This is a genomic window from Enterobacter sp. N5-15 (genome assembly GCF_057221635.1).
The window spans coordinates 270,054-289,361 of the sequence record NZ_CM170150.1 but is presented as its reverse complement, the minus strand read 5'-3'; the positions used below and the strand labels follow the sequence as shown (position 1 = coordinate 289,361).

General features: G+C 56.8%; 14 protein-coding genes. 4 read left to right on the top strand and 10 right to left on the bottom strand.

Annotation, left to right across the window (positions count from 1 at the left end; all coding sequences use genetic code 11):
• Window positions 1-297: 297 nt before the first annotated feature.
• On the bottom strand, window positions 298-1,947 hold the full coding sequence (gene pgi, locus AC2TE5_RS01320) for a glucose-6-phosphate isomerase (RefSeq protein ID WP_121426211.1): 1,650 nt from the start codon (window positions 1,945-1,947) through the stop codon (window positions 298-300).
• 372 nt (window positions 1,948-2,319) lie between these two features.
• Here pgi and lysC point away from each other — a divergent pair, with 372 nt between their 5' ends.
• The 3 genes from lysC to AC2TE5_RS01305 all read left to right on the top strand — a co-directional run bounded on the left by lysC (window position 2,320) and on the right by AC2TE5_RS01305 (window position 5,030).
• The gene (lysC, locus tag AC2TE5_RS01315; protein WP_023309996.1) at window positions 2,320-3,669 is read left to right on the top strand and encodes a lysine-sensitive aspartokinase 3; all 1,350 of its coding nucleotides are present in this window, start codon (window positions 2,320-2,322) and stop codon (window positions 3,667-3,669) included.
• A gap of 93 nt (window positions 3,670-3,762) precedes the next feature.
• A complete protein-coding gene (gene panS / locus AC2TE5_RS01310) occupies window positions 3,763-4,707 on the top strand; it encodes a ketopantoate/pantoate/pantothenate transporter PanS (RefSeq protein WP_121426209.1) in 945 nt (314 codons plus the stop codon).
• Between the two features lie 50 nt (window positions 4,708-4,757).
• Window positions 4,758-5,030, top strand: coding sequence for a YjbD family protein (locus AC2TE5_RS01305; protein ID WP_213329731.1), 273 nt, complete (start codon window positions 4,758-4,760; stop codon window positions 5,028-5,030).
• Here AC2TE5_RS01305 and rluF read toward each other — a convergent pair whose 3' ends face one another.
• The 5 genes from rluF to metH all read right to left on the bottom strand — a co-directional run bounded on the left by rluF (window position 5,031) and on the right by metH (window position 12,151).
• A complete protein-coding gene (rluF, locus tag AC2TE5_RS01300; protein ID WP_484612528.1) occupies window positions 5,031-5,903 on the bottom strand; it encodes a 23S rRNA pseudouridine(2604) synthase RluF in 873 nt (290 codons plus the stop codon).
• Window positions 5,904-5,957: 54 nt separating this feature from the next.
• On the bottom strand, window positions 5,958-6,275 hold the full coding sequence (locus tag AC2TE5_RS01295; protein ID WP_484612527.1) for a CcdB family protein: 318 nt from the start codon (window positions 6,273-6,275) through the stop codon (window positions 5,958-5,960).
• Complete coding sequence (locus AC2TE5_RS01290) at window positions 6,275-6,568, bottom strand: type II toxin-antitoxin system CcdA family antitoxin (RefSeq protein WP_083022000.1); 294 nt, start codon at window positions 6,566-6,568, stop codon at window positions 6,275-6,277. The genes AC2TE5_RS01295 and AC2TE5_RS01290 overlap by 1 nt, the downstream gene beginning before the upstream one ends.
• 95 nt (window positions 6,569-6,663) lie before the next feature.
• Complete coding sequence (locus AC2TE5_RS01285) at window positions 6,664-8,295, bottom strand: Na/Pi cotransporter family protein (protein ID WP_063145329.1); 1,632 nt, start codon at window positions 8,293-8,295, stop codon at window positions 6,664-6,666.
• Window positions 8,296-8,467: 172 nt separating this feature from the next.
• Complete coding sequence (gene metH, locus AC2TE5_RS01280) at window positions 8,468-12,151, bottom strand: methionine synthase (protein WP_484612526.1); 3,684 nt, start codon at window positions 12,149-12,151, stop codon at window positions 8,468-8,470.
• Between the two features lie 193 nt (window positions 12,152-12,344).
• On the opposite strand from metH, the gene iclR reads away from it, so the two are divergent.
• Window positions 12,345-13,172, top strand: coding sequence for a glyoxylate bypass operon transcriptional repressor IclR (gene iclR, locus AC2TE5_RS01275; RefSeq protein ID WP_213329737.1), 828 nt, complete (start codon window positions 12,345-12,347; stop codon window positions 13,170-13,172).
• Window positions 13,173-13,240: 68 nt separating this feature from the next.
• Here the strand turns inward: iclR and aceK are convergent, their stop codons facing one another.
• The 4 genes from aceK to metA form a co-directional block, all read right to left on the bottom strand.
• On the bottom strand, window positions 13,241-14,980 hold the full coding sequence (aceK, locus tag AC2TE5_RS01270) for a bifunctional isocitrate dehydrogenase kinase/phosphatase (protein WP_484612525.1): 1,740 nt from the start codon (window positions 14,978-14,980) through the stop codon (window positions 13,241-13,243).
• A 48-nt stretch (window positions 14,981-15,028) separates the two neighbouring features.
• On the bottom strand, window positions 15,029-16,333 hold the full coding sequence (gene aceA, locus AC2TE5_RS01265) for an isocitrate lyase (RefSeq protein WP_059347311.1): 1,305 nt from the start codon (window positions 16,331-16,333) through the stop codon (window positions 15,029-15,031).
• 31 nt (window positions 16,334-16,364) lie between these two features.
• Window positions 16,365-17,966, bottom strand: a complete 1,602-nt coding sequence (gene aceB, locus AC2TE5_RS01260) for a malate synthase A (protein WP_484612524.1) — start codon at window positions 17,964-17,966, stop codon at window positions 16,365-16,367.
• A 270-nt stretch (window positions 17,967-18,236) separates the two neighbouring features.
• Window positions 18,237-19,166, bottom strand: a complete 930-nt coding sequence (metA, locus tag AC2TE5_RS01255; RefSeq protein WP_024906663.1) for a homoserine O-acetyltransferase MetA — start codon at window positions 19,164-19,166, stop codon at window positions 18,237-18,239.
• Window positions 19,167-19,308 lie beyond the last annotated feature (142 nt).

The window sequence follows — 19,308 nt, the reverse complement described above, 5'->3', positions numbered from 1 at the left end:
ACTACTGCCGTGGGTTTGCCGTAAGGGGAAATAGGGAGATGGTTTTCGGACTAATGGATAAAATCGAAATAGAAGGCAAATTACAGAAATATATAATCAATACAAATCAATAAGTTATAATATAGAGATATTAATTGAATTCTACGTATATTCTTAAAATAAACCGCAGCAATTAACGGGTTAAGCGTCTTTTTCGGATTAAACTCAGATGCAGAATTTGAGTTAACTAACAGACATCAGGAATTATCCGATAAAAAAATGCCGGCATTAAGCCGGCACGTTTTCATGACGTTTTAATTACGCGCGCCATGCTTTATAACGGTTGATCAAACCATTTGTCGAGCTGTCATGGCTGGCAATCGCTTTATCATCACCCAGCTCTGGCAGAATACGGTTTGCCAGCTGTTTGCCCAGCTCAACGCCCCACTGGTCAAAGGTGAAGATGTTCAGGATGGCGCCCTGCGTGAAGATCTTGTGCTCATATAGGGCAATCAGCGCGCCCAGGCTGAACGGCGTGATTTCGCGCAGCAGGATGGAGTTGGTTGGACGGTTGCCTTCGAACACTTTGAACGGCACAACGTGATCCAGAGTTGCCGGATCTTTACCCTGGTCACGGTATTCCTGCTCAACCACCTCGCGGGATTTACCGAACGCCAGCGCTTCGGTCTGCGCAAAGAAGTTAGACAGCAGCTTTGGATGGTGGTCGGACAGCGGGTTATGGGTGATAGCCGGGGCGATGAAATCGCACGGTACCATTTTGGTGCCCTGGTGGATCAGCTGGTAGAAGGCATGCTGACCGTTGGTGCCCGGCTCGCCCCAGATGATTGGGCCAGTCTGGTAATCCACCGCGTTGCCGTTACGGTCAACGTATTTACCGTTGGACTCCATGTTGCCCTGCTGGAAGTAGGCCGCAAAGCGGTGCATATACTGGTCGTACGGCAGGATCGCTTCGGTTTCAGCGCCGAAGAAGTTGTTGTACCAGATACCGATCAGCGCCAGCAGCACCGGCAGGTTTTTCTCTGGTGCGGTCGTGGAGAAGTGTTTATCCATCGCGTGCGCGCCGGAGAGCAGCTCAACGAAGTTGTCGAAGCCCACGGACAGGATGATGGACAGACCGATCGCGGACCACAGGGAGTAGCGGCCGCCAACCCAGTCCCAGAACTCGAACATATTCGCGGTATCAATGCCGAACTCGCTGACGGCTTTACCGTTGGTAGACAGCGCCGCGAAGTGTTTCGCCACGTGCTTGTTGTCGCCCGCGGTTTTCAGGAACCAGTCGCGCGCGCTGTGGGCGTTGGTCATGGTTTCCTGAGTGGTGAAGGTTTTGGAGGCAACCAGGAACAGGGTGGTTTCCGGGTTCACGTTCTTCAGCACTTCGGCGATGTGGGTACCATCGACGTTAGACACAAAGTGCATATTGAGGTGGTTTTTGTACGGGCGCAGCGCTTCGGTCACCATGAACGGACCGAGGTCAGAACCGCCGATACCGATGTTAACCACGTCGGTGATCGCTTTGCCGGTGTAGCCTTTCCAGCTACCGGAGATGATCGCTTCGGAGAAGGCTTTCATCTTCTCCAGCACCGCGTTCACTTCCGGCATGACGTCTTTGCCGTCAACGATGATTGGCGTATTGCTACGGTTACGCAGGGCCACGTGAAGCACGGCACGGTCTTCGGTGCGGTTGATCTTCTCACCGGAGAACATGGATTTGATGGCGTCGGCAAGCTCAGTTTCTTTCGCCAGATCCTGCAGTTTTGCCAGCGTCTCTTCGGTAATGCGGTTTTTGGAGAAATCCACCAGCATCAGGTCGTCGAAGGTCGCGGAGAACTTAGCGAAACGATCGGCATCTTTCGCGAACAGATCTGCGATGGTGACGTCTTTCATTTCATCAAAATGTTTCTGGAGTGCCTGCCAGGCAGCGGTCTGCGTTGGGTTGATGTTTTTCATTAGCAATACTCTTCTGTTGAGAATTGTGACTGCGGTCGATTGTAGCGCCTGCAAATAAAAATTGTGATGGTTTTTATGCCATTGCCCTGGCCTGCATCAAACACAGGTGAAAAGACCCGAAAAGTATAGCTGCTGACGGAGCCTCCTGGGGCGGCGAAATGTCGCCCAAAACAGGCTAAAATGGAGCATAAAATATGGCCCTGTTATAAGTCCTGTTTCTCAGGGGTACCCCCCCATAAAAAATCCGCATAATCCCAGCATTGACAGGACCTCCCCCGCATTTTATTTATAGGGCCGTATTTTGCGCCTGCACCTGTTTTCGTTTCACTCTTGTGCCAAGGTCGCTTATTCATTCCCTGACACGAGGTTGTTATGACGAGTTTTGTGGTCGCCAAATTTGGCGGCACCAGTGTGGCCGATTACGATGCCATGAACCGCAGCGCCGATGTGGTGCTGGCCGATCCGAATACCCGCCTGGTGGTGCTGTCTGCCTCCGCCGGCGTGACGAACCTGCTGGTTTCTCTGTCTGAAGGACTGGAAGCGACAGAACGTTTCGTGAAGCTGGATGCACTGCGCAAAATTCAGTTCGACATTCTTGAGCGTCTGCAGAACCCGAACGTCATCCGCGAGGAAGTGGAACGTCTGCTGGAAAATATCACCACCCTGGCAGAAGCGGCCTCTCTGGCCACCTCCACCGCACTGACCGACGAGCTGGTCAGCCACGGCGAGCTGATGTCCACCCTGCTGTTTGTAGAAATCATGCGCGAGCGTAACGTTCAGGCGCAGTGGTTTGACGTGCGTAAAGTGATGCGTACCAGCGATCGCTTTGGTCGTGCCGAGCCGGACGTTGAGGCGCTGGCAGAGCTGACCAATCAGCAGCTGGCACCACGCCTGGCAGACGGTATCGTGATCACCCAGGGCTTTATCGGCAGTGAAGCGAAAGGCCGCACCACCACGCTTGGCCGCGGCGGCAGCGACTACACCGCCGCGCTGCTTGGCGAAGCCCTGCATGCAACGCGCGTGGATATCTGGACGGACGTTCCGGGCATTTATACCACCGACCCGCGCGTCGTTTCCGCGGCTAAACGTATTGATGTGATCGCTTTTGAAGAAGCGGCTGAAATGGCCACCTTCGGCGCGAAAGTGCTGCACCCGGCAACGCTGCTGCCAGCCGTACGCAGCGATATTCCCGTCTTCGTCGGCTCCAGTAAAGATCCGAAAGCGGGCGGGACGCTGGTCTGCAAGAAAACGGAAAACCCACCGCTGTTCCGCGCCCTGGCCCTGCGTCGTCGCCAGACGCTGGTGACGCTCCACAGCCACAATATGCTGCATTCCCGCGGATTCCTGGCGGAAGTGTTTGGCATTCTGGCGCGCCACAATATCTCGGTGGATCTGATCACCACCTCTGAAGTGAGCATTGCGCTGACGTTGGACACCACCGGCTCGACCTCCACCGGCGACACGCTGCTGACGCAGTCTCTGCTGATTGAGCTGTCTGAGCTGTGCCGCGTGGAAGTGGAAGAAGATCTGGCGCTGGTTGCCATCATTGGCAACAAGCTGTCGCGCGCCTGCGGCGTGGGTAAAGAGGTGTTCGGCGTACTCGACCCGTTCAGCATCCGCATGATCTGCTATGGCGCGTCCAGCTACAACCTCTGCTTCCTGGTGCCTGCCGATCAGGCCGAGCAGGTGGTGCAGAAACTTCATCAGAATTTGTTTGAATAAAATTCGTTAGCACGATAAACAATACCTATAAGCCGGGCACAGACCCGGCTTTTTCATAACTAAACAACACGACAATACTGCAAGGAATCCACTATGTTATCCGTCATCACACGGCTGTTCCCGTTATGGGCGCTGCTGCTCTCCGTACTCGCGTATTACACCCCCGCCACCTTCACGGGCATTGGTCCGTGGGTCGCCACGCTGCTGATGCTGATCATGTTCGGTATGGGCGTGCATCTGAAAATCGACGACTTCAAACGCGTGCTGTCTCGCCCTGCGCCCGTCGCAGCAGGGATCTTCCTGCACTACCTGGTGATGCCGCTTGCGGCGTGGCTGCTGGCGATGGCCTTTAAGATGCCGCCCGATCTCTCCGCCGGGATGGTGCTGGTGGGCAGCGTGGCCAGCGGCACGGCGTCCAACGTCATGATCTACCTGGCGAAAGGGGACGTGGCGCTCTCCGTCACGATCTCGTCCGTTTCAACGCTGGTTGGCGTCGTTGCCACGCCGCTGTTAACTCGCCTGTACGTGGACGCGCATATTCAGGTGGACGTGATGGGCATGCTGCTCAGCATTCTGCAGATTGTTGTGATCCCGATTGCGCTGGGGCTGGTCATTCACCATCTTTTCCCGCGCGTGGTTAAGGCCGTTGAGCCGTACCTGCCCGCGTTTTCGATGGTCTGCATTCTGGCGATCATCAGCGCCGTGGTGGCGGGTTCCGCATCGCACATTGCCTCCGTGGGCTTTGTGGTCATCATCGCGGTGGTGCTGCATAACACAATTGGCCTGCTGGGCGGCTACTGGGGCGGGAAGCTGTTTGGTTTTGACGAATCTACCTGCCGCACGCTGGCAATCGAGGTAGGCATGCAGAACTCCGGCCTGGCGGCGGCGCTCGGTAAAATTTACTTCTCCCCGCTGGCGGCCCTGCCCGGCGCGCTGTTCTCCGTCTGGCATAACCTCTCCGGCTCGCTGCTGGCGGGCTACTGGTCCGGCAAACCGATTGATGAGCAAACGAAAAAAGATGCGGTGAAGCAGGGTTAATTTACGCGGCTTGCTTTACACTGAAGCCTCCCCATCAGGAGGCTTCAGCAATGGCTACACCACGTTTGACCCAGAAAGACATGACGGAAGCCGAGCAGCGCGAACTGAAAACGCTTCTCGACCGCGCCCGTATCGCACATGGCCGCACGCTGACGAACGCCGAAACCAATCAGGTGAAAAAAGAGTACATCGATAAGCTGATGGCGCAGCGTGACGCCGCGGCGAAAAAAGCCCGCAAGCTGAAAAAAGAGCAGGCTTATAAACCCGATGCAGAGGCGACCTTTTCCTGGTCGGCCACAACGTCTACCCGTGGAAAGCGCTAATCAGCGCCCTTTCTTTTTGCGCCCCGGCTGGGTAAAGCGTTTTCCGTTGCCCGGCTTGCCTCGCCCTTTCTCTTCCGCCTGCGGCGCCTTCACCACCGGGCGCTTAATCGACTGGGTTTTCGGTTTGGATTTGGCCTTCGGCTTCGCTTCGGACGAGGAGTTCTCGATAAGCTTGAACAGCTCAATCAGCTCGTCATCGGTTAAATCGCGCCACTCGCCCAGCGGAATACCGGACAGGCTGACGTTCATGATGCGCGTGCGTTCCAGCTTCGTCACTTCATAACCGAAGTGTTCGCACATGCGGCGGATTTGGCGGTTCAGGCCCTGCACCAGGGTAATGCGGAACGCGAACGGTGCTTCTTTCTTGACCTTACACTTCTTCGTGACGGTGCCGAGGATCGGCACACCGGCGCCCATGCCGCGAATAAATTCGTCCGTGACCGGCTTGTTCACCGTAACGATGTACTCTTTCTCGTGGTCGTTACCGGCACGCAGAATTTTGTTGACCAGATCGCCGTGGTTGGTGAGGAAAATCAGCCCCTGAGAGTCTTTATCCAGACGGCCAATCGGGAAAATGCGGCTGCTGTGGTTCACGAAATCAACAATGTTGTCCCGCTCACCGTCTTCCGTGGTGCTGACAACCCCAACCGGTTTGTTCAACGCGATAAACACCAGGTCTTCAGCATCGCGCGGTTCGATGACCTGACCATTCACTTTAACCACATCGCCAGGGGCCACCTGATCGCCGATGGTGGCGCGTTTGCCGTTAAGAAACACGTTACCTTGTTCAATGTAACGGTCAGCCTCGCGACGTGAGCAGATCCCGCTCTCGCTAATGTATTTGTTTAATCGGGTTGATTGAGTTGGCAGCATAGTTTCTCCTGTGAAGGGCGAAATATACCTTACCTTGCGGCTGACAAAAAAGTGTTAGTAACCGTTGATCAAAAAATCGAGTGCATCCCGCAATGAAGCCCGGTTTTGCGTAAGATCGGCGACACGCTCGCCTAACTCTTTTGGCGATATGCCTGCCATCATGTGCATCATGACCACGCAAGGCTTACCCGCTATCTCAACGACAGGGCACACTTTCGCAGGCGGTTGAATGCCTCCCAGGTGTCTAAGCTCAACTGCGGGAGCAACCAGGACATGTTTCATCACATTGGCCACCGGATGCTGCATATTGATTAGCCAGGGATAGGCATTTTTCCCCTTACCTTCATTCTCATAAGCAAAATATTGCTCCATCAAAACGACCTCTGAAAGTCACTAAAGGAGCCGTTTTCATCAACCCATTGGTTAATGGCCTCGATAGAAGCTTTATTTTCTGCTAACCACTCTGCGCGCTGATGCGCGCGAAACTGCTCCTGCAGTGCAGCCGTGAGCACGGCAGAGAGATTAAGGTTAAGCCGTCTCGCCTCTTCCAGGATTTCTGGCGCTAACGACACATTGACTGATTTTTTGATGCCATGCGTAGTGCGCATGAGGACCCCCATAGGAATGCGCATGAATTGGCGAAGTGTAGCGTAATAAACGAGCATTTTCTATTCCCTTAAAAATGTAAGGTCTAAAGAGTAAATGGCGCGTTATAAGGTGTCACGCCTCGCGAAACGGTTTTGCGAGGCGCTTTCAGAGATTAATATTCGTCCCGCTCGTCGTCTTCATCCGGCTGTTCCATCACGCTGTACGCCACCGCGCAGAACAACGAGTTGAGACGCTTCATATCCCCCAGCAGCCCCAGGTGCAGCGAACTGGTTTCGATACTCTGCACGTTCTGCTGGTGCAGACGCTCAACGTGGGCGTGCGAGTAGCGGCGGTTCAGAATACGGAAACGATGCTTGTTGCGGCGAAGGCGGCGCGCGCTCGGTACGTCGCTGGAGAAGAACACCGACATCGCCAGCTTGAGGTTGCTGACCAGCTGTTCGTGCAGCGCTTCCAGCTCCTTCAGGCCCTCACCTGAAAACGCACGACGCGCGGCAAGGGATTTATCGGCAATCTCGCTGCCCATGCGCTCAACGATATCAGAGGCCTGTTCAAGGTTAAGCGACATCTCGATAATTTCGGCCCAGCGGCGAGACTCCTCTTCAGCCAGCTCGTCCTGCGGCATACGCGCCAGGTAAAGCTTGATGGCGGTATAAAGCACGTTGATGTCGTCCGCTAATCTGCGCAGCTCTTTCTCTTCACGCGGCTCGCCGTGCATCACCTTTTGCAGGCCTTCGAGCATGGTTTCCATTGCGTCGCCCATGCGCAGCGTCTCGCGCGCGGCATTCGCCAGCGCCAGCGCCGGGGTATCCAGCGCGGAGGTATCCAGGTGCTTCGGTTTCAGGCGCGCATCCAGCTCCGGTTCGTCCTGAATGAGTCGTTCGCAGAAGCGGGCCATCGGCCCAGCGAACGGCACCATCGCCAGGCAGCGCACCAGGTTATAGAAGACGTGGAAATAGATCACCAGCTCCGCCTTCGGCAGCGGAAGGTTGTCCATCAGGTTCGCCAGCGGGTGGATAAAGGGCAGGATAATCAGACTGCCCACCAGCTTAAACAGCAGGCTGCCGAGGGCCACGCGGCGGGCGGCGGCGTTGGCCGCGCTGTTATTGAGCATCGCCAGCAGGCCGGAGCCGAGGTTGGCCCCGATCACCAGACACAGCGCCACCGGGAAGGAGATCGCCCCTGCGGCGGTGAGCGTGGCCGTCAGCAGAACCGCCGCCAGGCTGGAGTAGCTAACGATGGCAAACACCGCGCCAATCAGAGCATCCAGCATGATGTCCCCGGTCAGGGAGGCGAAGATGACCTGAACGCCGTTGGCCTCGGTGATAGGCGTGACCGCCTGCACAATCAGCTCCAGCGCCAGCAGGATCAGCCCCAGGCCAATCCCTACGCGCCCGAGCTGTCCGGCGCGCGTCTGTTTGCGGCCGAGGAAGAAGATCACGCCGAGAAAAATCAGCAGCGGCGACAGCCAGGAGAGATCGAACGTAAGAACTCGCGCCATCAGCGCGGTACCTACATCCGCCCCCAGCACAATCACCAGCGCCGGGGCCAGCGCAACCAGATCCTGCGCCACAAAGGAGGTGACAAGCAGGGTCGTGGCGTTACTGCTCTGAACCAGCGCCGTTACGCCAATGCCCGCGCAGAAGGCGAGCGGCTTCTTCTCAACGCTGCTGCTGAGAACGGTACGTAAGCGCGCGCCAAAGACGCGCATCACGCCGGTACGGACGATATGGGTGCCCCATACGAGCAGTGCGACTGCAGAGAGCAGGTGTAACAACGTCAACACGGAAGGTGTTCCTCCTTATCGTTATCTGTTTTCCTGAGGTTTAGCGCGTAGGCCCGGTAAGCGCAGCGCCACCGGGCAAAAGATAAGAACCTTCTTCCAGTATAAGGGTTTAAACGTAAGAAAGAGACAGGGCGCCTAATGAGCGCCCTGTTTGTTGTAAGGAAAAGTGATTTTAGTCGGCGTCGTAGCCCAGATTCGGTGCCAGCCAGCGTTCGACTTCTGACACGCTCATGCCTTTGCGCAGGGCATAATCTTCGATCTGATCCCGCTGCAGCTGCGCCACGGCGAAGTACTTGCTGTCCGGATGGCTGAAGTACCAGCCTGAAACTGACGCGCCCGGCCACATGGCGAACGACTCGGTGAGCTTCATGCCGGTATGGGCTTCCACGTCCAGCAGTTTCCAGATGGTGCCTTTTTCGGTGTGCTCCGGACAGGCCGGATAGCCCGGCGCCGGGCGAATCCCCTGGTAGTTTTCGCGGATCAGCTCCTCGTTGCTGAGGTTCTCATTCGCCGCGTAACCCCAGTGCACCTTGCGCACCCGCTCGTGGAGGTACTCGGCGAAGGCTTCCGCCAGGCGGTCAGCAATCGCTTTCACCATGATTTTATTGTAATCATCGTGCTGCGCTTCGAACGCGTCCGCCAGCGCATCTTCTTCCAGACCGCCGGTTACCGCAAAGGCGCCGATATAGTCGGCTTTACCACTCAGCTTCGGCGCGACGAAATCGGCCAGGCAGTAGTTGGCAAAGCCCACTTTCTCCGTTTGCTGGCGCAGGTGGCGGCTGACCGCCAGCACGTGGGTGCGGGTTTCATCACGGTAGATTTCGATGTCGTCGCCCACGCGGTTCGCCGGGAACAGCCCCACCACGCCGCGCGGGTTGAGGGTTTTCTCTGCGCTCAGCGCGTCGAGCATGTCGTTGGCATCTTTGAACAGGCGCTTCGCCTCCTCGCCTACCACCTCATCCTCCAGGATGCGCGGATATTTGCCCGCCAGCGACCAGGTCATAAAGAACGGCGTCCAGTCAATATAGTTGCGCAGCGTCTCGATGCTGGCCGTTACGTCCTGCACGCCCAGACGGTGTGCGACCGGCGGCGTGTAGCTGGACCAGTCAAAGGCCAGATCGTTGTCGCGCGCCGCCTGAAGCGAAACTGGCGGGGTGCGCGGCTTCTTACGGCCGTGCTGGATGCGAACGGTTTCGTACTCTTTACGGGTGCGCGCCACAAAATCGTCGCGCTGGGTGTCGGAGAGCAGCGCAGAGACCACGCCCACCGTGCGCGAGGCGTTCTGCACGTACACCGTCGGGCCGCTGTAGTTCTGCTCGATTTTCACCGCCGTGTGCGCTTTCGAGGTGGTCGCCCCGCCAATCAATAACGGAATGGTGAAGCCCTGTCGCTCCATCTCTTTTGCCACGTTGACCATTTCGTCGAGCGACGGCGTAATCAGGCCGGAGAGACCAATCAGGTCGGCGTTCACTTCGCGCGCGGTCTTGAGGATTTTGTCCGCCGGGACCATCACGCCAAGGTCGATAATTTCGTAGTTATTACATTGCAGCACTACGCCGACGATATTCTTGCCGATGTCGTGCACGTCGCCCTTCACGGTGGCGATAACCATCTTGCCGTTGCTGGAGCCTTTCTCTTTGCTGGCTTCGATGTAGGGCTCAAGATACGCCACCGCCTGCTTCATCACGCGGGCGGATTTCACCACCTGCGGCAGGAACATCTTGCCTTCGCCGAACAGATCGCCGACCACGTTCATGCCGTCCATCAGCGGGCCTTCAATCACCTCAATCGGGCGGGCTGCCTGCTGGCGCGCCTCTTCGGTATCAAGCTCGATAAATTCGGTAATGCCTTTGACCAGCGAGTATTCCAGACGCTTTTTCACATCCCAGGAACGCCACTCGGCCTGCTGAACGTTTGCCGCCTCATCCGATTTGCTGCCCCGGTATTTCTCCGCCAGGTCCAGCATGCGCTCGGTAGCGTCGTCGCGGCGGTTAAGGATCACGTCCTCGACGGCATCGCGCAGCTCGGCAGGGAGATCGTCGTAAATCGCCAGCTGGCCGGCGTTAACGATCCCCATGTCCATGCCGTTGCGGATGGCGTAGTAGAGGAACACGGCGTGGATCGCTTCACGCACCGGGTCGTTACCGCGGAACGAGAACGACACGTTCGACACGCCGCCGGAGATCAGCGCATGCGGCAGCTCGCGCTTGATGTCTTCACACGCCCCGATAAAGTCCTGGGCATAGTTGTTGTGCTCTTCAATCCCGGTCGCGACGGCGAAAATGTTCGGGTCAAAGATAATGTCTTCCGGCGGGAAGCCCACCTCTTCGGTCAGAATTTTGTACGCGCGGCGGCAAATCTCAATTTTACGCTCGCGGGTATCCGCCTGTCCCACTTCATCGAAGGCCATGACCACCACGGCGGCACCGTAGCGACGCACCAGCTTCGCGTGGTGGATAAAGATATCAACGCCCTCTTTCATCGAGATAGAGTTGACGATGCCTTTACCCTGGATGCACTTCAGCCCTTTTTCGATGACTTCCCATTTGGAGGAGTCGATCATGATCGGCACGCGGGCGATGTCCGGCTCACCGGCAATCAGGTTGAGGAAACGCACCATCGCCGCTTCGGCGTCGAGCATCCCCTCATCCATGTTGATATCAATAATTTGCGCGCCGCTTTCCACCTGCTGGCGGGCGACGTCCAGCGCTTCGTTGTACTTCTCTTCTTTGATCAGGCGCTTGAACTTCGCGGAACCGGTGACGTTAGTACGCTCCCCCACGTTCACAAACAGGCTGTCGTCGCCGATGGTCAACGGCTCGAGGCCGGCAAGACGGCAGGCGACGGGAAGCTCGGGCAGCCTGCGCGGCGGCAGACCGGCCACCGCACGACTCATGGCCGCGATGTGCTCCGGCGTGGTGCCGCAGCAGCCGCCGACGATGTTCAGGAAGCCAGACTCGGCCCACTCGCGGATTTGCGCCGCCATGGTGTCGGCATCGAGATCGTATTCACCGAACGCGTTCGGCAGACCGGCGTTCGGGTGGGCGGTGACGTAGCATTCCGCGATGCGGGAAAGCTCCTGCACGTACTGGCGCAGCTCGTCCGGCCCCAGCGCGCAGTTCAGACCGAAGGAGAGCGCTTCGGCGTGGCGCAGGGAGTTATAAAACGCTTCGGTTGTCTGGCCGGACAGGGTACGGCCGGAGGCGTCGGTGATGGTACCGGAAATCATGATCGGCAGGTCAACGCCCAGCGCCTCAAACTCCTCTTTCACCGCGTAAATCGCGGCTTTGGCGTTGAGGGTGTCGAATACGGTTTCAATCAGGATCAGGTCGGAACCGCCTTCCACCAGCGCTTTAGTGGACTCGCGGTACGCGGCCACCAGCTGGTCAAAGGTGATATTACGAAACGCCGGGTCGTTGACGTCCGGTGAAATCGACGCGGTGCGGTTGGTCGGGCCAAGCACCCCGGCAACGTAGCGCGGCTTGTCCGGCGTGCGTGCCGTCCACTCGTCGGCGCAGGCGCGCGCCAGCTTCGCGGCTTCAAAGTTGATTTCCGCCGACAGGGATTCCATCTGGTAATCCGCCATGGCGATGGTTGTCGAGTTGAAGGTATTGGTTTCAACGATATCCGCACCCGCTTCGAAGTAGGCGTTGTGGATATCCTTAATAACGGACGGCTTGCTGAGCACCAGCAGGTCGTTGTTCCCTTTCAGGTCGCAGGGCCAGTCGGCAAAGCGCTCGCCGCGGAAATCGTCTTCACTCAGACGATAGCCCTGGATCATGGTGCCCATGCCGCCGTCCAGCACCAGAATTCGTTCATTTAACTGCGCACGCAGTTGCTCTACTTTGCTGCTCACACTTGCTCCCGACAACGCTCAACAAGGCCAAAAGGCTGGGTTCCATACTGGCACAATCTCGCAGGGTGGAAAAGGCGCACAGCGGTAACATGAGACATGTTCACCATCACTCCTCCGATCAGTCAGGATAACGGTTGCAAAATCACCAAATAAAACGAAAATGATTTCCACGATACAGAAAAAGGAGATCGTCATGGTCGCGACCGTTCCCGCCAAACGCGGCAGAAAGCCTGCTGCCACCACCGCCGCACAACAGGGCGGACAGGTTCAATCGCTCACGCGCGGTCTGAAGCTGCTGGAGTGGATAGCCGAGTCGCACGGCAGCGTGGCCCTGACGGAGCTGGCCCAGCAGGCTGGCCTGCCAAACTCCACGACGCACCGCCTGCTGACCACCATGCAGCAGCTGGGCTTTGTCCGCCAGGTCGGCGAGCTGGGGCACTGGGCGGTGGGCGCGCATGCGTTTATCGTTGGCAGTAGCTTCCTGCAGAGCCGCAACCTGCTGGCGATTGTGCACCCGATTCTGCGCAAGCTGATGGAAGATTCCGGCGAGACCGTAAACCTGGCGGTGCTTGACCAGAGCGACCACCAGGCGATTATCATCGACCAGGTGCAGTGCACGCAGCTGATGCGCATGTCCGCACCGATTGGCGGCAAGCTGCCGATGCACGCGTCCGGGGCGGGGAAAGCGTTTCTCTCGCAGCTGAGCGAGGAGCAGGTGACGGGGCTGCTGCACCGTAAAGGTTTGCATGCTTATACCCACGCCACGCTGGTGTCGCCCGTGCATCTGAAAGAAGATCTGGCCCAGACCCGCAAGCGCGGCTATTCGTTTGATGATGAAGAACATGCCCTGGGCCTGCGCTGCCTCGCGGCCTGCATTTTTGACGAGCACCGCGAGCCGTTTGCGGCGATCTCGATCTCCGGTCCGATTTCACGCATGACCGATGACCGCGTGACCGAACTGGGTGCGCTGGTGATTAAGGCGGCGAAGGAGGTGACGCTGGCGTACGGTGGGATTCGTTGAGATTGAGTGCGGCCTGATGCCCTCACCCCGGCCCTCTCCCACAGGGAGAGGGAGAAAACATGATGCCCTTACCCTGCGGGAGAGGGAGAAAACCGGATGCAAAACCGCTGCTTGCGGCGGTAGGCGTACACATCTTCGACATGCCCATTTTTGATCCGCGTTTGCAGTCCGCGCCAGTAGCTGGCACGGAACAGATCTTCATGCATCTCTTCGAATAGCGGCCCGATGCGCGGGTCGGCGCACAGCCAGTGGCGAAACTCCTCCGGAAACACATCGCCCGGCGAGACGCTGTACCACGGCTCACCGGAGAGCTCATCTTCCGGGTAGCGGGGCTGTGGGATATCGCGGAAGTTCACTTCGGTCATGTAGCAAATTTCGTCGTAATCGTAGAACACTACCCGCCCGTGACGGGTGACGCCGAAGTTCTTAAACAGCATGTCGCCCGGGAAAATATTGGCGGCAGCAAGCTGGCGAATCGCGTTGCCGTATTCTTCAATGGCATCCCGCAGCGCCTGGCCTTCGGACTGCTCAAGCCAGATATTCAGCGGCACCATGCGGCGCTCGATGTAAAGATGGCTAATCACGATTTTGTCACCCAGATCGGTGATTTTCGCAGGCGCTTCCTGCATCAACAGCGTCATGAGCGCCGGGTCGATCTGCTGTTTATCCAGCACAAAATTTTCGAATTCCTGGGTATCAGCCATGCGCCCGACGCGATCGTGCTCTTTGACCAGCTGATAGCAGGCGCGAACGTGCGCGGCGGTCATCTCTTTCTGTGGCGCGAATCTGTCTTTAATCACCTTAAAGACCCGGTCAAAGCCCGGCAGCGTAAAGACCAGCATCACCATACCGCGAATGCCTGGCGCTTCGATAAACTGCTCGTCGGCCGTGGTGACATAGCGCAGGTACTCCCGGTAGCTTTCCGTCTTGGCGTGCTTCTGGCAGCCAATCGCCATATACAGCTCGGCGGTGGTTTTACCCGGCAGGATCTCGCGCAGCCACTCCACCAGCGCGGCAGGCAGCGGGGCGTAAACCATGAAATAAGAGCGGGCGAAGCCAAACACGATGCTGGCCTCGGCGCTGGTGGTCAGGCAGGTATCGACAAACAGTTCCCCGTCGTCGGTGCGGTGAATGGGCAGCAGAAACGGCACAATGGCGGTTGGCGTAACCAGTTTGCCCACCAGCCAGGCGGCTTTATTGCGGTAGAAAAGCTCGTTGGCAACCTGCAAATGGCTGTGGCCGAGCACCTCCGCGCCGAAGGTTTCGTTGAGATGGGTGTGAATATAGCCGATATCCCGGGTTTTATTCTCCCAGGGCAGGCGCAGCGGCAGATCCGTTAGCACGCGGTGCAGGAGCTTTTCCCATCCGCGATCGGGAAAGAAATCTTTCGCCAGCGGACGTGGAATGGTTCGAAAGCGTCGCTCGGGCTGGGAGCTGAAGATAAATAACCGCTCAGGAGATAATGAGCGGTGGTCAAATAACCGGCAATAGACGGAGTTGAAAAAGCTCTCCGCAATCTCGAAGCGCGGGTAGTCGGGTAACAAATGGGTGTAGTGCTCCTTCACGCGCAGTAAAAATTCCGCATCCGGGCTTTTACCGTCGGTGATACAGCGCAGCTGCTCCACCACCAGACCCACGTGGTGGTCGTAGAGATGGATACGCTGCTTCATGGCCTGCTGAACCGCATGCCAGTCTGCATGTTCAAAGCGCTGCTGCGCGCCGGATGTCACTTCAAGAAAACGACCATACTGGGCATCGAAGCCCTGCAAAATAGTTTGGGCAATCAGTAATTCCAGGCCACGCGACATATATTCCCCTTACCCAACCCCCTCCCCAGAGGGGAGAGGGGGAAAAGATTAGAACTGTGCTTCTTCCGTTGAACCCGTTAAGGCGGTGACGGAGGAGGTGCCGCCCTGAATAATGGTCGTCACGTTATCGAAATAGCCGGTTCCCACCTCCTGCTGGTGAGACACGAAGGTGTAGCCGTCTTTGCCCGCGGCAAACTCCGGCTGCTGTACCTTCTCAACGTAGTGCTTCATGCCCTCACCCTGCGCGTAGGCGTGCGCCAGGTCGAACATGTTGAACCACATGCTGTGGATGCCTGCCAGGGTAATGAACTGGTATTTGTAGCCCATGTCGGACAGCTGCTGCTGGAAGCTGGCGATGGTTTTGTCGTCCAGCTTTTTCTGCCAGTTGAAGGACGGCGAGCAGTTGTAGGCCAGCAGCTTGCCCGGGTATTTCGCGTGGATGGCATCGGCAAAGCGTTTTGCCAGCGCCAGATCCGGCGTGGAGGTTTCACACCAGACCAGGTCCGCGTAAGGCGCGTACGCCAGGCCGCGGCTGATCGCCTGTTCAATGCCGGCATGGGTGCGGTAGAAGCCTTCGCTGGTACGTTCGCCGGTGATGAACTCGCTGTCGTACGGGTCGCAGTCAGAGGTGATCAGGTCCGCCGCGTCCGCATCGGTACGGGCAATCACCAGCGTTGGCACGCCGAGCACGTCAGCAGCCAGACGCGCGGCAACCAGCTTCTGAATCGCTTCCTGAGTCGGAACGAGCACCTTACCGCCCATATGTCCGCATTTCTTCACTGACGCCAGCTGGTCTTCGAAGTGAACGGCCGCTGCACCGGCCTCAATCATCGATTTCATCAGCTCGAAGGCGTTCAGCACGCCGCCGAAGCCTGCTTCCGCATCCGCGACGATCGGCAGGAAGTAGTCAGTAAAGCGCGGATCGTTGGGTTCGATACCTGCGGCCCACTGGATCTGATCCGCACGGCGGAAGGTGTTGTTGATCCGATCCACCACCGACGGCACGGAGTTAGCCGGATAGAGCGACTGATCCGGATACATGCTGGAGGCCAGGTTGGCGTCCGCCGCGACCTGCCAGCCGGAGAGGTAAATCGCCTCAATACCGGCCTTCGCCTGCTGCAGCGCCTGACCGCCGGTCAGCGCGCCGAGGCTGTTGATATAGCCCTTTTTAGAGCCACCGTGCAGCAGCTTCCACATTTTCGCCGCGCCGTTTTGCGCCAGCGTGCATTCCGGGTTGACCGAGCCGCGTAATTTCACCACTTCCTCCGCGCTGTAAGGACGGCGGATGCCTTCCCAGCGAGGTTGTGTCCACTCTTTCTTTAACTCTTCGATTTGTTGGGTACGGGTTTTCATGTGCAGATGCTCCATATTGTTATGTGGTGTGTTACGCCAGGAAGCGGTAGCCCGGCAGGGTCAGGAAGTCGATTAAGTCATCTGATGTGGTGATTTGCTCCATCAGGCGCGCAGCGTCGTCAAAACGTCCGCTGCTGAAGCGGTGTTCGCCCAGCTCGTCCTGGATCACCCGCATCTCTTCGGCCAGCATCTGGCGGAACAGAGATTTGGTCACCGGCTTGCCGTTGCTGAGCGTTTTTTGATGGTGGATCCACTGCCAGATGGAGGTACGTGAGATCTCCGCCGTCGCGGCATCTTCCATCAGGCCGTAGATCGGCACGCAGCCGTTGCCGGAGATCCACGCTTCGATGTATTGCACGGCGACGCGGATATTGGCACGCATGCCCTCTTCCGTCCGCTCGCCCGCACACGGAGCCAGCAGCTGTTCTTCAGCGGTTGGGGCATCGTCTTCGCGCGTGACAAACAGCTGGTTTTTATTGTCACCGAGTACGCGGTTGAAGACCTCCATCGCCGTATCGGCCAGGCCGGGATGGGCAATCCACGTGCCGTCGTGACCGTTACAGGCTTCAAGCTCTTTGTCGGCCTTCACCTTGTTGAGCACCTGATTGTTGCGCTCTGCGTCTTTGCTCGGGATAAATGCCGCCATGCCGCCCATCGCAAAGGCGCCGCGCTTGTGGCAGGTTTTGATCAGCAGACGCGAGTAGGCGCTCAGGAACGGTTTATCCATGGTCACGACCTGACGATCCGGCAGCACGCGATCGGGATAGTTTTTCAGGGTTTTGATGTAGCTGAAAATATAGTCCCAGCGTCCGCAGTTCAGGCCGACAATGTGGTCGCGCAGGGCGTGCAGAATTTCATTCATCTGGAACACGGCTGGCAGCGTTTCAATCAGCAGCGTGGCCTTGATGGTGCCGCGCGGCAGGTTGAAACGATCTTCCGCATAGCTGAACACCTCGCTCCACCAGGCCGCTTCCTGCCAGGCCTGCGTTTTTGGCAGATAGAAATAGGGACCGCTGCCTTTTGCCAGCAGGTTCTTGTAGTTGTGGAAGAAATAGAGTGCGAAATCAAACAGGCTGCCCGGAATGGCTTCTCCACGCCAGGTGACATGTTTTTCAGGCAGGTGCAGGCCGCGTACGCGACAGATCAGCACCGCCGGGTTCGGTTTAAGCTGGTAAATTTTGCCGGCTTCGTTGGTGTAGCTGATGGTGCCGTTCACGGCGTCGCGCAGGTTGATCTGCCCGTCGATAACTTTGTTCCAGTCTGGCGCCAGTGAGTCTTCAAAATCGGCCATAAAGACTTTAACGTTGGCGTTCATGGCGTTAATCACCATTTTGCGCTCTACCGGACCGGTGATCTCAACGCGTCGATCCTGTAAATCTTCAGGGATACCGCGGATTTTCCACTCGCCACGACGAATGGAAGCGGTTTCCGAAATGAAGCCAGGCAACTTGCCATCGTCAATTTCCTGCTGCTGATGAATGCGTGCCGCGAGCAGCTTATTGCGCTGCGGCGTAAAGCGTGTCACCAGTTCAGTCAGAAACTCTACCGCTTCCGCCGTCAAAACCTGTTGTTCTTGCTCGCCGTACGGCTTGGTAAAGGCCAGTTCATCGACCGTCGTTGCCTGTTGAGTCATTACTCTGCTCCTCATCAAAGATCCAAAATCACGCCCCCGATGCGAACGAAAGATCGTTGGGTAGTTTTCGCTCAGCAGAATTAAGACTATCTATATTTTTTCTAAAATCAAAAACAATTTCCATTTTAATTATTAATTGTGATTAATTGATTGATTTCATTGAGATTAAAGTTGAATCGAACGATGAGTGACATTTCGGAAATAAAAAAGGCACCCGAAGGTGCCTGATTTGAATAGCTGAAACGCTTTAGGATCGTTTAGTGCAGAAGATTACTCCAGCGTCGGATTCATGTGACGCAGATCGTATGGCGTTATCTGATAGACGTAATAGTTGAGCCAGTTGGTAAAAAGCAAATTCCCGTGACTTCGCCAGGTTGCTCTCGGTTTGTTTTGCGGGTCGTCTTTTGGGAAATAGTTGTACGGTACATCCGGATTAAGACCCGCTTCAACATCGCGGAAATACTCTGACGCAAGGGTATGCGGATCGTACTCAGGATGCCCGGTCACGAATGCAATCCGCTTATCCTTGCTGGCAAACAGATAAGCATCTCCATCTTCCGTTTCGGCCAGGATCTCCAGATCGGTGTAGTCACGAATCAGCTGGGCCGGGAAATCGGCGTAGCGAGAATGCGGGGCCAGGAAAGAGTCATCGAAACCACGCGTCAGCAACGCATGTGGATGAAGAATGTGGTGTTCGTATACGCCGGAGAGCTTTTCAGTGCGGGTTTGCTTGGGGATGCCATAAAGAATATTCAGTGCGGCTTGTACCGCCCAACAGACAAACAATGTCGACGTGACGTGATCTTTTGCCCACTCCAACACCTGTTTGATCTGCGGCCAGTAGGCGACATCGTTAAATTCAACCAGACCGAGCGGCGCGCCGGTCACAATCAGTCCGTCGAAGTTTTCACCCTGGATGTCATCGAAGTTACAGTAGAAGTTGTTCAGATGCTCAGAAGGCGTGTTACGTGACTCACGGGCATCGATTCGCAGCAGCTGAATATCGACCTGCAGCGGGGAGTTAGACAGAAGACGCAGGAACTGGTTTTCTGTTTCGATCTTTTTTGGCATCAGATTGAGAATAAGCACCTTCAGCGGGCGAATTTCCTGACCTGTCGCACGCGAAGCCGTCATCACAAAGACGTTCTCTTCACGCAAGAAATTGACGGCTGGTAGCTCGTCCTGCACCCGAATCGGCATAGCTTAATATCCTCACAGCATACGTATAAACGTTTAGACATCCAGATAGCTAACGATACCCAGAAATGGTTTGAATGTCGAGTCTGCAAGCAGAAGGTGAGAAAGTTTCAAGGAGAGGATGGTGCGGTTTGATGCCCTCACC